The following is a 14,683-nucleotide window of genomic DNA, read 5'->3' on the forward strand; positions in this document are numbered from 1 at the left end:
CTTTGCCGCCGCATTCACGAAGCAGTGCGCCGATAAAAATCCATCTTCACACCACCTGCCGTATGCCCTGACTTGATGTGCTTGAGCGCGCGTACCGGTGCGCCATCCTCAAACAACTTCTTGCCCTTGCCCAGGATCACCGGGAAGGTCAGAAGCCGGAACTCATCAATCAGATCATGCTCCAGCAGCTGCTGAATAAGCCTCCAGCTCCCATGCACTTGCAAAAGTGGCCCATCCATCGCTTTCAATGTGCCAATCACCTCAGGCAGATCTCCATGGACACGCTGTGTGTTGACCCACCCCAGATCATCCTGCTGAGACGTCACCACATACTTCTGGGCTGAGTTGATCGCTTGTGTGGCGGGATCATCAGGGTCTGCCGTTTGCCAGAAGGCTGCAAACAGATCGTAAGTTTTGCGCCCATAAAGAAAGTCGTAGGGCAGGGACATGGCTTCAGCTTTTACGAGCTCCATCACCTCCAACCAATAGGGCTGAGCCCACCCACCAAGATCAAAGCCGTCAGAGCGATCCTCATCAGGATGGCTCGGCGCCTGCATGACACCATCAACGCTTTGGAAGGTCAGAATTGCAAGATCACGCATGACGTCTGGTCCCCGGGGCCATCTGAAGTGAGCTGAGTATGAAGATCGCCCATGGTGAAACTAAGAAGGGCGACGGAAGTTGAAACGTGCCTTTTAAAATCTATGCATAATACAGGGCGCGTCACGCCTTGCATCGATACCTGTAAAAAAGCGCAGCCCCAGATCTGAGGCCGCGCTTGAGTTCTCTTATGGATCACGAGGATCAATCAGCCTTAGGCGGCCATCTGATTGCCCGGTGTTTCATGATCGGTGTCACCGTTGTTGTACAGACTACCGAAGCGGTTGGAGAGGAAGTCATGCAGATTGATGCTTTCCTGTTTCACGAAGCCCTTCGCGTTCAGCTTGCCTTCCATCATCAGATCCAGCGTAGCGCAGATGCTGGCAGCGGTCGTGATCTGAATACCGCTCCAGTGCTTGCCCATGATCTCACGGTCGTTGACCACGTGAGAGTAGGACTTCTGCTGGAAACGGCCATCCTTCATACCGGTGGCAGTGATGAAGATGAGAACGCGATCCTGCATGGTCACCGGAATGGAATCTTCCATCACTTCTTTCAGCAGCTCGCGCTTGTTGATGAAGCCCAGATCCTTCAGCAGCAACTCCATGATGTCACGATGACCTGGGTAGCGGATGGAAAGGTAACGCAGGCTCTGCACTTTGCCCTTCAGCGTCTCAGACAATGAGCCCAGGCCGCCGGACGTGTTGAACGCCTCATAATCAACGCCGTCCAGCGAGAAGTGCTGCAATCCAGCCAGAGCTGGCACCTTGGTCAGTTCGCCATTTTCAATAGCAAGACATGGGTTGCAGTACTCATTGATCAGACCATCGGTGGACCAAGTCAGATTATACTTCAGCTTGTTGGTTGGATAACGGGGCAGGGCGCCCACGCGCAGATGCAGGTCTTCAAGACTGTCAAACTGCTTTGCCAGATCATAACCGGCAATGGAAACGAAACCGGGTGCGAGGCCGCATTGCGGAGCAAACGCCTTATTGACGCCTTCCGCAATTTTCTCCACTTCTGCAGTGCTGGCCACATCTTCGGTCAGGTCAAGATAATGACAGTCTGCATCTTTCGCGGCCTGCGCGATCACCGGTGTCAGGAAAAACGGTGCAGCGGAAATGACTGCCTTGCATCCTTTAAGAGCTTCCGTGAGTTTTCCCAGATCACTCACGTCCAGTGCTTCTGTTGTCACATGCGGCACGTCCAACGCTCCCAGCGCTTCCACACTCTGGTCCAGCATTTTGACCTGATAGTCACCTGAACCTTGCAACAGTGCAGCGATCATCCCACCGATCTTACCTGCACCCACAACAGCAACATGATGTCGGCTCATAAACCCCTCCAAGCTTGTTTCGATTGACGATAAGTCTACGTGAAAACACTGCCGGAGTTTACGGGGCAACTTGCCGAAATGACGCTTTATCTCGTTGAAGTGACGGTGATTATGTCATATTGACATTAAAAAAGTAAAAATGACGATCCAGGCGTGTAAGGCGCACACGATTCGCCTCGGTGAAAATACGCAGCTGAGGCCATTTAAATCACCTGGGCAAAATATACGAATGCGCAAGAGCTCTTACTTCTCAATGCTATAGGTGTTTTGAGGCATGAAAGGGCGCTGTCGTTCAAACTTTTTCGTCAGCACGATAGAAGAACGTGTGCGTTCCACACCCGGGATAGCAGCAATCTCATCCAGCACCGCATCCAGCTCTTCCAGACGATCCGGTTCCACAATCAGGCAGAGATCAAACTCGCCGGAGATGGTCAGGCAGCTGCGAATTTCAGGATAGGACTCCAGCTGGGCAATCAACTCGCGGGAGCGCTGCTGAGCCACAGAAAGCATCACAAGGGCCTGAACGCGCTTCTGATCCTGCTCATCTCCAAGGATGGCTGTGTAGCCGATAATGATCCCTTTGCGCTCAAGGCGGGCAATACGCTCCTGAACGGTGGAGCGGGCAACGTCCAGACGCCGCGCAATTGAAGAAACCGGTTCCCGGGCATTACCCTGTAAAATGGCAATCAGCTTGCGGTCCAGCTCATCCTTAATCTCGGCCATACAATGTCCTTCAAATTTTTGCGGCAATATAACAGTAATATCGTCAATTTGGCAGTGTGATCAGGTAAAACTAACAGCTAACAATGCGATCTGCCGACAAAACCTTTGAGATCAAAGGATAAACTCATATCCGATCTTCAGGTTTTCCCAAGGCTGCAGAAATCCCAAAAAGCCCGTTGCGCTCGAAAATATGTGACGTTATAAAGTAACAAATTTGAGTGTAATACTATAACGGATGGTTGTGGCACGTATGAAGCATCTCCTGAGTTCAATGAGCATTCTCGGCCTTCTTGCTGGAAGCGTATCCTTCCCGGCGTTGGCACAGGCCGAGGTCAAAGTGGTGGCGTCCATCAAGCCGATCCACTCTCTTGTGGCAAGCGTGATGAAAGGCGTGGGCACGCCTGATCTGGTCGTCGAAGGGGCAGGGTCTCCGCACACGTACAGCTTGCGTCCGTCAACAGCACGCAAGATTGCAAATGCCGACGTCGTGTTCTGGGTCGGCCCGCAGATGGAAAGTTTCCTTGAAACCCCGCTTGAGAACCTTGCAAACGATGCAACCATCGTAACGCTGAAAGATTCCCACGGTCTGACGCTTCTGAACTTCCGTGAAGGTGGCAACTTCGAAGGTCACGATCACGATGACCATGCGGGCGAAACTGCTGAAGAGCATGCAGAACACGCCGACGAAGCGCATGAAGAGCACGCTGATCACGATCATGAGAAGCATGAGGACCATGCCGATCATGACCATGAGAAGCACGAAGAGCATGCTGAGCATGACCACGAGAAGCACGAAGAACATGCTGATCATGAAAAGCATGAGGAACATGCTGAACATGCAGGTCATGACCACGGCGCAGAAGCTTTCGACATGCATATCTGGCTGTCTCCAACCAATGCAATCGCCATGCTGCATGAGATTGAAGAAACTCTCTCCAAGGCCGACCCTGCAAACGCTGCCAAGTATGCAGCCAATGCAAAGGCGGAAGCTGAAGAGATTTCCAAGGTTTCTGATGCTCTGAAAGCGGATCTCAAAGGTTATCAGAGCAAACCGTTCGTGGTGTTCCACGACGCGTACCGTTACTTCGAAGAGGAATACAACCTCAACGCAGTTGGCTCCGTGACTGTCAGCCCGGAAGTGCTGCCAGGTGCAAAGCGCCTGACTGAAGTGCGCGCAAAGCTGGAAAATCTGGGCGTGAGCTGCGTCTTCTCTGAAGCTCAGTTCAACCCAAGAATGGTTGCAGTACTGAAAGAGGGAACTGGCGTAAGCTCTGCTGAGCTTGATCCTCTGGGATCCACTCTGGACTCCGGTCCGCAGCTTTACACAGAGCTGCTGAAGCAGATGGGCTCCGCGTTCAACACCTGCCTCTCTGGCAACTCATAGGTTTTGAAATAACAAGAACAACAGGCAGACAGGCGGCTCCAAAACAATATGGGCTGCCTGTTTCGCTCACCCCCAAACTGGGGCCATGGGCTGCAAACGCACTCCTGAAAATCTTCTACCAGTTTTCATGAAGGGCCTGCGAGAAGATCAGGTGCATAGACGGGTGTGATCTCCCTGTGGGGGATTACATCGCACCTTCTTCTTCCAGCCTGTGGCTCCATCTTTCCAAAATGCCTTCCAGCGCCTCTCGGTCTTGCGGGTTCAGCACCTTCAGCATCTCCGCTTCTAACGCAAAATGCTTGGCGGCAGCTTCTTCCACCAGCGCGCGGCCCTTATCTGTCAGGTGGATCATCAGCGCACGGCGGTCTTCTGGATTAGGATTGCGGCACACCAGCCCCAGCTTCTCCAGCTTGTCTAACCGGCTGGTCATGGTGCCTGATGTCAGCATGCTGGATTTGGTGAGTTCGGTCGGGCGCAGCGCGTAGGGCTCGCCGCTCCGGCGCAAGGTTGCCAAAACATCAAAGTCACCCGTCGCCAGACCAAACTTGGCAAAGTTGGCCGAAAGATCCTTGTTGGTCTGCATGTTGATCCGCATCATCCGCGCCAGCACATACATCGGGCTGGCATCAACCTCAGGATACTCGCTCTTCCACTGGCGCACGACGCGTGCAACGTGATCACTCATGGTCACTCTCAATAATCTGGCTTGCAGCAATACAAAGGTATATTGCAGAGGAATTACTTGATATCAAGATACTTGACGGTTCTGCGTATATATCCTAAGCATCATGTAAATTAGTTTGAAATCAAAATAATTGAGGTCGAGATATTATGCTCGTTCAGCTGCGCACAGCGCTCACCCCCGCCATCTGGGGCACCACCTACGCTGTCACCACGCTGCTTCTGCCATCAGAAGATCCGGTCTGGATGGTCGTCTACCGCTTGCTACCCGCCGGCCTGCTGCTTCTTGCCTTTGCACCCGGAGTGCTGAAAGGCCAATGGGTGAAGCGGGCCATGATCATTGGTTTGACCAACCTTTCCATGATCTTCTTCGTATTCATCGCCGCCTTCCGCCTCCCAAGTGGCATGGCCGGAACACTCATGGCAACGCTGCCGCTACAGATCATCTTCTACATCTGGATACTGGACGGCAAAACGCCGGTCGCACGCCAGATGTTTGCCTCGCTCATTGGCCTGTTTGGCGTCGGCATGTTGCTGCTGGGAGCAGTGGAACTGGACTGGATCGGCATCGGCGCTGCACTCGCGGCCTGTTTGAGCACCTTCACCGGCGTGTATTTGAGCGGGAAGTGGGGCAGACCGGATGTCAGCATGGTGACGTACACCGGCTGGCACGTGACCCTCGGCGGTCTCTACGCCGTACCAATCGCCCTTATGCTGGAAGGGGCTGCCCCAGTACCAGACCTGAACATGGCGCTGGCATTCTTCTGGATCGGTATTTTGGGAATGGGCTGGGCTTCTGTGAACTGGCTTAACGGCATCGTCCAACTCAATCCCACAACCATCGGCTTCCTGTCACTGGTCAACCCTGTCTCAGCAGTGCTTTGCGGTCAGTTGTTGGTAGGCGAGGAGTTTGGCTGGCGCCAGTGGACTGGCATTGTCATCGTGCTGGGAAGTATCGTCTACGCCCTGAAGACTCCAAGCGCGGCGAAAGTTGCAACACAAACGAAAGATGCGGCGGCAACCAGCTAGAGTGCGTTCCGTTTGATTGAATTCAATCAAACGACAAGAATTCGCTCAAAATAAAGAAGTTAGAGTATGAGGCGTGAATGCAAATGAGCGCAACATGCTCTAAAGCGTTTTCCCGAAATTCGGATTCGGTTTTCGGGAAAGAAGACGTATCAACGTAAAGAAGAAAGGATTAGCGCAGGTAAGCGATGTAAGCGTCCTGCGCTTTTTGCATGGCCTCAACCTTGTCATTGACGTCACCTTTGCACACAACACCGTTGTGGTGCAGTTCCCACCGCCATGGCTTGCGGTGCGTATCGCCGTCTTCGCGATGCACGCGCATGCTCATTTCAGTACTAAGAACGCCCGTACCCACGCTGTGATCAGGGACATTTCTCCAAAGCTGACGCCACTGAAACTTCTTGGACATAGTAATTTAGCACCCGATGTTCTTCCTATGTTCTCATTGTGAAATGATTCCATTAAAATTCTCCTAACGGATGTTAAGGATTGGCCCTACAACCACGCAGAAACAGCCCAAACACGCGGTTTGGGCTGCCCAATTTTCATGAATTTTTCTGTTCTCAAACGGCCTGTTTTATAGAACAAAGCCTCTGGATGCAGATGCCTCTATCTGGAAGGCTTCGGTGCTTGCACCTTGCCATCCGGCATCACTTTACCCTTCGAGCCACCTTCCAGATCGAAGCGATAAGCGTCTCTGTTCACCGCATCGTCTTCCGCAGTTTCCAGCTTGGTCTCAAGCTGGTCGACAACCGTTTCGCTGGAAATCTCAAAGCCTTTACCTTTGATAGGCTCAGAGAATGGTTCTGTATAAAGATCAGAACCCCACTGCGGCTTCAGGCCGTGGTTGGCAGCACCCAGATTAACCTCAACGGCAGAGTGGTGCTCATCGCCAACCAGATATCCGGTGGCCAGCCAGCGCCCAAGTTCCTTCACCTGGTTATCAGCATTCGGACCTTCCAGACCCAGCTCTTTCATCACACCTTTGCCAAGTAGGCGAATGCCGGTGAGGAAGCGGTCTGTTGTACCGGACGGACCTGCCACCGTTGGCTTGTTGTGCATCTCGGCATCCTTGGCAAAGCCAGTGCCGTCTTTCACATCCCAGACAGAGAAGCCGGGCTGATGCTCAACAATCACCTTGTCGTCAGGCATATCGCCGCCTTTGACAGGCTTGCCTTCCTTGAACTGATAATCCTCACGGTCATGACGGTTGCGCGGATTGGTTCTTGCGAAGTTCTCCTCGCGCTCTGTCAGGCGCTTGTTCGCCTTCAAATCAGCAGCTGATGCCCAGGCACCGTCACCGCCTTTTTTACTGCGTTCACGATACTTTCGCTGGTTGGCCGTCAGGCTTTGTCCGGCAAGCGCGTCGTTTTGCGGAACCGGTCCATCAACTTGCTCGGAACCGGGCACTTCGCCGTAAAGCTCTGGATGCTCAGAAGCGTTCTGCTTGTTCTCGTTTCGGTAAGTGTAAAGCTTCAGCTCATCTGGATCAGCGTCGGATCTCGCATTGCGCGGGCGACCGAACTTGAAGCTCTTCAAGTACTCAATATCGATGATGTCCTTCATCTTCTCCTGAAGTTCAGGAGAGTTGTAGATTTTCTCCATGGCCTGCCGGAAAGCAGGGGAGTTGGACAGATCGAAGTAAGCGGTGCCTTTTTCACGGATCGTAATATCGTTGTCTTCCTTGCCCTTCTTGGCACTGTCGACAATCTTGGTGAAACCACCGGCACCCAGCTGTCCCACAACACCATATTTCGGGTTATCACCCGTATAAGCGTTCATGGCATCCAACGTGCCTTTCAGCTCGTCATCTCCCTCAAGGCGCGTGAACACGGTCACGATGCTCTTGATCAGGCTGTCAGCTGTCTTGTGAGCGGCCTTACTTTCAGAGGCGATCTGTGCGATCGACGCTTCAACGGCCTTGTTGTCGGCAACGGTGAGCTTGTCGTCTTTGGGGACGCTGGCTAGAATCTGCGCAGCCTGCTGCACATCATCAGGAAATTTGATGCTCAGCTCCTGAAAAACGCGTTTCGCCCAGCTCAGCTCGTCTTGATTTCCTGATCCCTCAGGTTGTTGTTGTGCTCCACCCAGCATAGACACACTCCTCAGAAAGATGACCATACGACTTCATCTCTGAACAATGTCGGGGGCGCATTGCATGGGCTTTAAAATAATCGATAAAATGTCTCGTGGCGTGTTCACAAAGTTCACGATGGTTATGCCAGCATTGTCATGTTGACACCGGTTTGATTAAAACTCGGCCCACCACCGTTTATAAGAGGTTCTCCAGCACCTTCCGCGAAGCACAAGGCGCAAGAGAACCATTTAGGCTTTAGCCGTGAGAAACAGCCATTTGCCGCTGCAGGCTTAACGGATGACGGTCTCTCACGATCTTGTTATTGCGCAAAATACTGCGGAGCTGACTTTAGGTAAGACCCATAGGCCTGCGCATTGGGGTAGGAGAACTGCTCAGCCAGCGGATTACTGCGCTTGCGCTTGGCAGCTCCAATGTCCTGCAGCAACTCATCAAAGTGCTTGAAGTGGAACGGAGCAGAACACAGCCCGCCATAAACCTGCGCCGCAGGCCGGTCATCCCGTCGCCAATCCAGCATCTCGTCAATGTTCTGACGCATCTGCGTGTCGGATGGCTGGTTGGCCAACTGCCCATCTGCATACCGCACCAGCCAGTTGGCGATCATCTCGGCTGAAAGCACCGTACAGAAGCTGGAGTTGAAGCCCACAAATCCCATCTCTGGCAGGTCAGGGTTCACAGAAAGACGGTAAGTGCGATATTGCCCGTCATCTTCAATCAGCTTGTTACGATACTCCTCTGCCAAGTATGGAATGCCCAGCTTCCAGCCAACGGCCAACACGGACACGTCGCAGCCAACCTTATCACCCGTCGTCAACACGGCCTGATCACCTTCATAATGATCAATGGTGCCCTGAACCGGCTTGATCTTGCCGCTCTTGAACCCCTCAAACAGACCGGGTGTAACGATGGGAATAGAGCAGGAGATGTCCTTCTCAATAGGCACCTTCGGCACCATATCCCACTTCTTCAGCCCCAACTGAAGCTTCAACAGCGTCTCAAGCCCGCGGAAGTTCGCCCAGATGAACGGCTTGGCCAGCGTAGCCATCGCCTTTTGCAATGGGTTTCGGCCCCAGCTGTTGAACTGCAGCTCCTGTGCCCGCATGTAAAGCAACCGCTTGAAGTTGATGCCGCCCACAAAGTAAGGCACCCGCCACACGGGCTCACGATACACCAATGTTACTTGTGACGCTCCATTTTGCGCCGCGTTCACCGCCACATCAGTCGCTGATTTAGAACCGCCCAGCACCACCACCCGTTTGCCTTGGGCACGGGAAGGATCAGTGTAGTCGGAGGAGTGCATAACAGCACCGCCCTGCGCCTCAAACGCCTCCTGTCCGGGATGACTAATGATGTTCTTCTCAGAAAACTGGCCCGTTGAAATAACAACAAAGTCAAAGTCTTCCTTGCGAACCTTGCCCGCTGCATCCAGTGTCAGTGTCCATCCCGGCTGTCCGTCCTCCCGCCGGTCCATGGAAAGCACCGAGGTGTTCAGCTGAAACAGCCGATGCAGCTTATGTTTGAGGGCGTAGGAATGCAGGTAGGCATGCACCTGCGGCCCTTTAGGCCATTCCGGATACTCATCGGGCATGGGCAGATCCGTATAGCAATACAGATCTTTTGGAGACTGCGTCTGCACCCCCGGATAGGATCTGGAAAGCTCCCAGACCCCACCGAAATCATGCGTGCGCTCATACCCGAACACCCGGTGCCCACGCTCGTCAAAGGCTTTCGCAGCCGCAAGACCGCTCACGCCGCCGCCAATGACAGCAACTTTCTTCTTCTTCACCATGTCAGCCACCCTTATTCAGCAGGTGGCGGAAGGAAGTCGACTTCATGAAGGGCAGAGATGCGCACAAGCTCTTCCGGATCTGTCACGCCGTCCAAAGCCTCAAACAGATCATAGAGCTTGCGGGAAGGGGCCACACCGAACACGCAGGTCGCTTCGTCGCCGGAACGGTTGAAGATCCCATGCGCAATTCCACGCGGCATTCTGATCGTATCTCCCGGGCTGGCTTTATGGCAGGCCTCTCCAAACTCCACCTCAAGCTCACCCGTCAGCACCGTGATCCATTCATCCTGTGTCGGATGAATATGCGGCGGCACAAATGTCCCGTCCGGTATGGCCGCATGCCAGATAAACACGTTTTCAGTCAGCACTTTAGGTGTGTATGTATGGCCAACAACATTCCAGCTGGTGTTGTCATTAATGCCTTCCCCCACAAGCGTCACACCCTGCAAAGCACCTTCTGGCGTCAAGACTTGATCAGACATAAATTCCCTCCTCCTCAATAGAATAAAGTGGCTGCTTAGCTCTGATTATTTATTTTGAAAATTTATCAATCTATCTTCGCATCTCTTCCGTCATGAATACATGGAAATACTAGGCATTCAGGCGATGCGAATTGAATTCATCTCGCATCTGCGAGATAACTATTTATCTGTTCTGGATAGATTCTTTTTTAAACTTAAAACAATGATATCTGCGAAGGTGAATATTTCAAGCTTAAAATTTTATGAGAAGGGCAAAAAGACCAGAAGGGGAGGAAAGAACGATAAATGCAAAAGGCACGTAACAAAGTCTAACCTGCGGAAATGATTGCGATTAGACACCGTGCGAATAGGGCATGCAAAACGGCCCCTAAATTTTTGCAGAGCCTTCTCAGAAGTGGGAAGACTCTGCAAAACGGAGAGGCAAGCTGTTAGATGCGGGACATTTCGTTCACGGTGAACTCATCAACAGCACCTTCTGTTGCCACCATATAAGCAGCCAGATGTGGTGCATTCATGTGCTCCTGCCACAGCTCACGGTTCTCCCAGTTCTCATAGAACATGAAGTGGCCAGGGTTTTCGTTGTCCACGTGCAGGTCATACTGCAGGCAGCCGGCTTCAGCGCGGGTGATATCAATCAGCTTTTCAAGCTCAACCTTCACAAGATCTTCTTTGCCTTTGGCTGCATGAATGTTTGCGACAATGGTCAGGGTCATGGGAGTGATCCTCTCTTTTGTTTTCGTCACAGAGAACCTATATAGTCGCTATACCAATAACAAGTACGCACAATTTTGGCCTATAGGTACAGATTGTATACTATGGTGAGACAATGACCGATAAGAACCAGCGTTTTGAAAACTATGACTGCAGTCAGGGCTGTCCGGTAGAAGCAGCCTTGGAGCTGATTGGCGGTAAATGGAAAGGTGTCATCCTCTTCCATCTGATGGAAGGCACCCAGCGCTTTGGCGAGCTGAAAAAGCAAGTGGGAACAGTCACACAGCGCATGCTGACCAAACAGTTGCGCGAGCTGGAAACAGATGGTCTCGTCTCAAGAAAAGTCTTCGCGGTCGTCCCACCTCACGTGGAGTACTCCCTCACACCCAAAGGAGAAACCCTCCGCCCAATCATCATGGCCCTGCGCGATTGGGGCGTAGAGCACGCCGTAAAAGAAGAAGCTGAAGCGTGATAAAACAAGAGCATCTCCACGTCATAAGACCGAGATGCTCACTGATGATCTGGTAAGAGCAGGAGGCAACAAGCCTTCATGCTCTAATGGTCGTCTCCAAACGGCCAGGAGAATGGCCAGAAAAACGGTCCAAGTCCAACAGTGCAGAAAAACAGGAAATACGCACCAACCATCCGCACCAGATCCAGCTTATAAAGCGCAAGCGCCGCCTCATAAAACACGTAGGCACTGAACACCATAAACCCAAGCCCGATCAGAACCCGAAGGCAGATGATCACCACCTCCTGCACCGACCGCCCCTGATCCGACTGCACCACACCACCCATATCTCAATCCCTCATCTTCATCCAAACCACTCCCCAAACCCTACCAGATCCCCCAGTCACTCACATCCCACATTGTTGTGTTGTAGGATGACTGAAATCAAACTGAGATCCTTTTACGTATATGGTTGTGACACATAATCTAGTGTCATGATTGTTTGCACTATTATTTCAACTAGAAATTGAAAAAAAATAGATGAATTGAACTAAGTTAATTCATGTAAGTTTTGTTTCAATAGTAATATACAATGCAATATGCATGTTGGGATTGTTTTCTTGATATAATAATATTTAATCGAGCTAATCTATAGATGTGATTATATTAATCTTATATAAATTGAGAATTAAATCATATTTGATGCCGGGCTTTCTTCGTGAAAGCGTCTCGGAAATTTTTTAGTTTTCTGAGGTTGGCATGTCTGATTCTGTTTCTTCCAATAATGCACCTGTCTTCGGTCCTGTTGAGGCGATTACCTCATCAGAGCTTTTGCTTGATGGGAATGGCTCGTTCCTAGACGGGTTTGGTACTGCTATTGCGGTGAATGCTGACGGCACTTTAGTTGTTGGTGCACCTAATGAGCTTGGACCAAGTAATGGTTCTGTTATGGTTCGCCAGCCTGACGGCCAAGGTGGTTATGTTGAAACGAAACTGAAGCTTCCAGCTGGCGCCACACCTGACAAGTTTGGTGCTTCCGTCGCGATCAACGATCAAGGTGTTGTTGTCGTCGGAGAAAAAGCCGATGGTGCGGGTGGTGCGCTATACGTTTATCTCCCGGATGAAAATGGCTCTTACGGAGAACCGGTCAAGCTAACCGATGCAAATACTGGTGTAGGTGCACTTGGAAGCTCTGTTGCGATAACAAACGATGGCGTAATCGTAACTGGCGCACCTTATTCTGCGAATAGCGAGATGCAACCTTCTGGCGTCGTTCAAGTTTTCAAACAAAATGCTGATGGAGAATACGTTCTTCAGCGCTTGGAAGCACCGGATGCAGCAGTTGGCGCACTCTTTGGGCAGTCCGTAAATACCAGCAATACTGGACTTCTGGTGGTCGGAGCTCCTGGTGATGATGATAACGGACAGCTGAGTGGAGCTGTTTATATTTATAAGGAAAATGCTGAAGGGCTTTATGATGCGCCGACTAAACTTCTGTTGCCAGATGGTGTCTCTGGTGATCAGTTTGGCAGCTCTGTAAGTGTTAATGATCAAGGTGTGATTGTTGTTGGTGCAAAAGGCGCCGATGCTGACCTCTTTGATACAGGCTCTGCATTTGTCTACATCCCGAATGAAGATGGAACATATGGTGATCCTATCGAGTTATCAGTAGACGACGCCACATTACTAGATAAAGCCGGCACCTCAATCGCGATTGGAAATGATGGTGTTATCGTTGTAGGAACCGCACCTAGTGTCAACACTGAGGGACTTGCACTCGTATTTACGCCAAATGGAGATGGTGGATATACTTCAACTAAACTTATCGCTCCTGATGCAGCTTCAGACGACGCTTTTGGTCGGAATGTATCTATTGGTGAAGATGGAACGATCTATATCGGTGCGCCAGGTAATGATGATGTTGCCTATGATGCAGGTTCAGTCTACGCTTTTAAACGGGATATTCTTGGAAACTATGTTCATCTTTCCAATGAATTAGCCCTTTTGGAGAGCACTGATAACTCAATAATTACAGACAGTTTAGAACTGGCATTTTCTGATGCGGATATAACCGATGCAGATCACAGCGCGACAGTTTCGTCCGTCAGTTTCACCGGTGTTGCTACCGGGCTTTCTTCTCTAAGTAACTCTGAGCTTACTGAACTGCTTAAGGTGACAGGTGTTACTTCTTCAGAAGGCAGTGTGGATGGCCGTATCAACCTGACATTCGAGGCAGCGTCAACAGTGTTTGACTATCTGGCTACAGATGAGCAGGTTAAACTTACCTTCACTGTAGAGCTTACAGATACAGCCGGCGGCACGGCTACACACCCTGTAGTTGTAACTGTCGTTGGCACCAATGATGCCCCAGTCGTATCAGATATTGCAGCATCTACTTCTGAGGACAGCCCTCTAGAGATTTCACCTGACTTTGTAGATCCTGACCATTCCGATACACATACAATTACATTTGATGCTGCGGAAACAGCCGGTGAAGTGACTTTGGTGGAAGGAAAGTTCCACTATGATCCGAACGGCCAGTTTGATGACTTAGGAGCAGGTGAGACTGCAACAGACACCTTCACCTACACCATCAATGATGGCAATGGCGGCGTGATCACCAAGACCGTGACGGTGACCATCAACGGCACCAATGACGCGCCGGTGGTCAACGACATCGATGTCACGATCGTTCAGAACAACAACGTGGTCATCATCAACGCTGACTTCACCGATGTGGATGTGAACGACACGCACATCATCACCATCGACAACAGCACCACAGTGGGTGTTGTGATCAACAATGGCGATGGCACATTCTCTTATGATTGTGGTGATGCGTTCATCCACCTAGGTGTCGGCGAGACTGCAACAGACACCTTCACCTACACCATCAATGATGGCAATGGCGGTGTGATCACCAAGACCGTGACGGTGACCATCAACGGCACCAATGACGCGCCGGTGGTTAACGACATCGATGTCACGATCATTCAGAACAACAACGTGGTCATCATCAACGCTGACTTCACCGATGTGGATGTGAACGACACGCACATCATCACCATCGACAACAGCACCACAGTGGGTGTTGTGATCAACAATGGCGATGGCACATTCTCTTATGATTGTGGTGATGCGTTCATCCACCTAGGTGTCGGCGAGACTGCAACAGACACCTTCACCTACACCATCAATGATGGCAATGGCGGTGTGATCACCAAGACCGTGACGGTGACCATCAACGGCACCAATGACGCGCCGGTGGTTAACGACATCGATGTCACGATCATTCAGAACAACAACGTGGTCATCATCAACGCTGACTTCACCGATGTGGATGTGAACGACACGCACATCATCACCATCGACAACAGCACCACAGTGGGTGTTGTGATCAACAAT

At 51.3% G+C, this 14,683-nt stretch carries 13 protein-coding genes and 1 pseudogene; 4 read left to right on the forward strand and 10 right to left on the reverse strand.

All coding sequences use genetic code 11. The features are described from left to right. Positions 1-14: 14 nt before the first annotated feature. The 3 genes from PSE_RS12350 to PSE_RS12360 form a co-directional block, all read right to left on the reverse strand. Positions 15-602 carry a dihydrofolate reductase family protein gene (locus tag PSE_RS12350; protein ID WP_014285176.1) on the reverse strand — a complete coding sequence of 196 codons (588 nt, stop codon included), beginning with the start codon at positions 600-602 and terminating at the stop codon, positions 15-17. 212 nt (positions 603-814) lie between these two features. Beyond that, positions 815-1,936, reverse strand: a complete 1,122-nt coding sequence (locus PSE_RS12355; protein ID WP_014285177.1) for a saccharopine dehydrogenase family protein — start codon at positions 1,934-1,936, stop codon at positions 815-817. A gap of 243 nt (positions 1,937-2,179) precedes the next feature. Beyond that, on the reverse strand, positions 2,180-2,659 hold the full coding sequence (locus PSE_RS12360; protein ID WP_008549632.1) for an Lrp/AsnC family transcriptional regulator: 480 nt from the start codon (positions 2,657-2,659) through the stop codon (positions 2,180-2,182). 250 nt (positions 2,660-2,909) lie between these two features. On the opposite strand from PSE_RS12360, the gene PSE_RS12365 reads away from it, so the two are divergent. Next, entirely contained in the window at positions 2,910-4,043 is a 1,134-nt protein-coding gene (locus PSE_RS12365) for a zinc ABC transporter substrate-binding protein (protein WP_041768984.1), read from the forward strand. Between the two features lie 184 nt (positions 4,044-4,227). On the opposite strand, the gene PSE_RS12370 is transcribed toward PSE_RS12365, so the two are convergent. Then, the gene (locus PSE_RS12370) at positions 4,228-4,728 is read right to left on the reverse strand and encodes a MarR family winged helix-turn-helix transcriptional regulator (RefSeq protein WP_041768405.1); all 501 of its coding nucleotides are present in this window, start codon (positions 4,726-4,728) and stop codon (positions 4,228-4,230) included. Positions 4,729-4,874: 146 nt separating this feature from the next. Between PSE_RS12370 and PSE_RS12375 the strand changes: the two genes are divergently transcribed. Next, entirely contained in the window at positions 4,875-5,753 is an 879-nt protein-coding gene (locus PSE_RS12375) for a DMT family transporter (RefSeq protein WP_014285180.1), read from the forward strand. A gap of 169 nt (positions 5,754-5,922) precedes the next feature. Here PSE_RS12375 and PSE_RS12380 read toward each other — a convergent pair whose 3' ends face one another. The 5 genes from PSE_RS12380 to PSE_RS12405 all read right to left on the reverse strand — a co-directional run bounded on the left by PSE_RS12380 (position 5,923) and on the right by PSE_RS12405 (position 10,829). Next, positions 5,923-6,159 (reverse strand): hypothetical protein, encoded by a 237-nt coding sequence (locus tag PSE_RS12380; protein WP_008549615.1) that lies wholly within the window; start codon positions 6,157-6,159, stop codon positions 5,923-5,925. Between the two features lie 200 nt (positions 6,160-6,359). Beyond that, positions 6,360-7,844 (reverse strand): hypothetical protein, encoded by a 1,485-nt coding sequence (locus PSE_RS12385; RefSeq protein ID WP_008550081.1) that lies wholly within the window; start codon positions 7,842-7,844, stop codon positions 6,360-6,362. A 302-nt stretch (positions 7,845-8,146) separates the two neighbouring features. Continuing rightward, complete coding sequence (locus PSE_RS12390) at positions 8,147-9,634, reverse strand: NAD(P)/FAD-dependent oxidoreductase (RefSeq protein ID WP_041768985.1); 1,488 nt, start codon at positions 9,632-9,634, stop codon at positions 8,147-8,149. 11 nt (positions 9,635-9,645) lie between these two features. After that, positions 9,646-10,116: a cupin domain-containing protein gene (locus PSE_RS12395; protein ID WP_014285182.1), complete on the reverse strand. Its 471-nt coding sequence runs from the start codon at positions 10,114-10,116 to the stop codon at positions 9,646-9,648. Between the two features lie 428 nt (positions 10,117-10,544). Continuing rightward, a complete protein-coding gene (locus tag PSE_RS12405) occupies positions 10,545-10,829 on the reverse strand; it encodes a putative quinol monooxygenase (RefSeq protein WP_014285183.1) in 285 nt (94 codons plus the stop codon). Between the two features lie 113 nt (positions 10,830-10,942). On the opposite strand from PSE_RS12405, the gene PSE_RS12410 reads away from it, so the two are divergent. Further along, positions 10,943-11,299: a helix-turn-helix domain-containing protein gene (locus tag PSE_RS12410; RefSeq protein ID WP_014285184.1), complete on the forward strand. Its 357-nt coding sequence runs from the start codon at positions 10,943-10,945 to the stop codon at positions 11,297-11,299. Between the two features lie 83 nt (positions 11,300-11,382). On the opposite strand, the gene PSE_RS12415 is transcribed toward PSE_RS12410, so the two are convergent. Beyond that, positions 11,383-11,625, reverse strand: a complete 243-nt coding sequence (locus PSE_RS12415; RefSeq protein ID WP_014285185.1) for a hypothetical protein — start codon at positions 11,623-11,625, stop codon at positions 11,383-11,385. Positions 11,626-12,226: 601 nt separating this feature from the next. Between PSE_RS12415 and PSE_RS27380 the strand changes: the two are divergent. Further along, positions 12,227-14,554: pseudogene (locus PSE_RS27380) on the forward strand (VCBS domain-containing protein); the annotation flags it as partial. Positions 14,555-14,683 lie beyond the last annotated feature (129 nt).

The sequence above is a fragment of the Pseudovibrio sp. FO-BEG1 genome (genome assembly GCF_000236645.1).
In the GTDB taxonomy this organism is placed as follows: domain Bacteria; phylum Pseudomonadota; class Alphaproteobacteria; order Rhizobiales; family Stappiaceae; genus Pseudovibrio.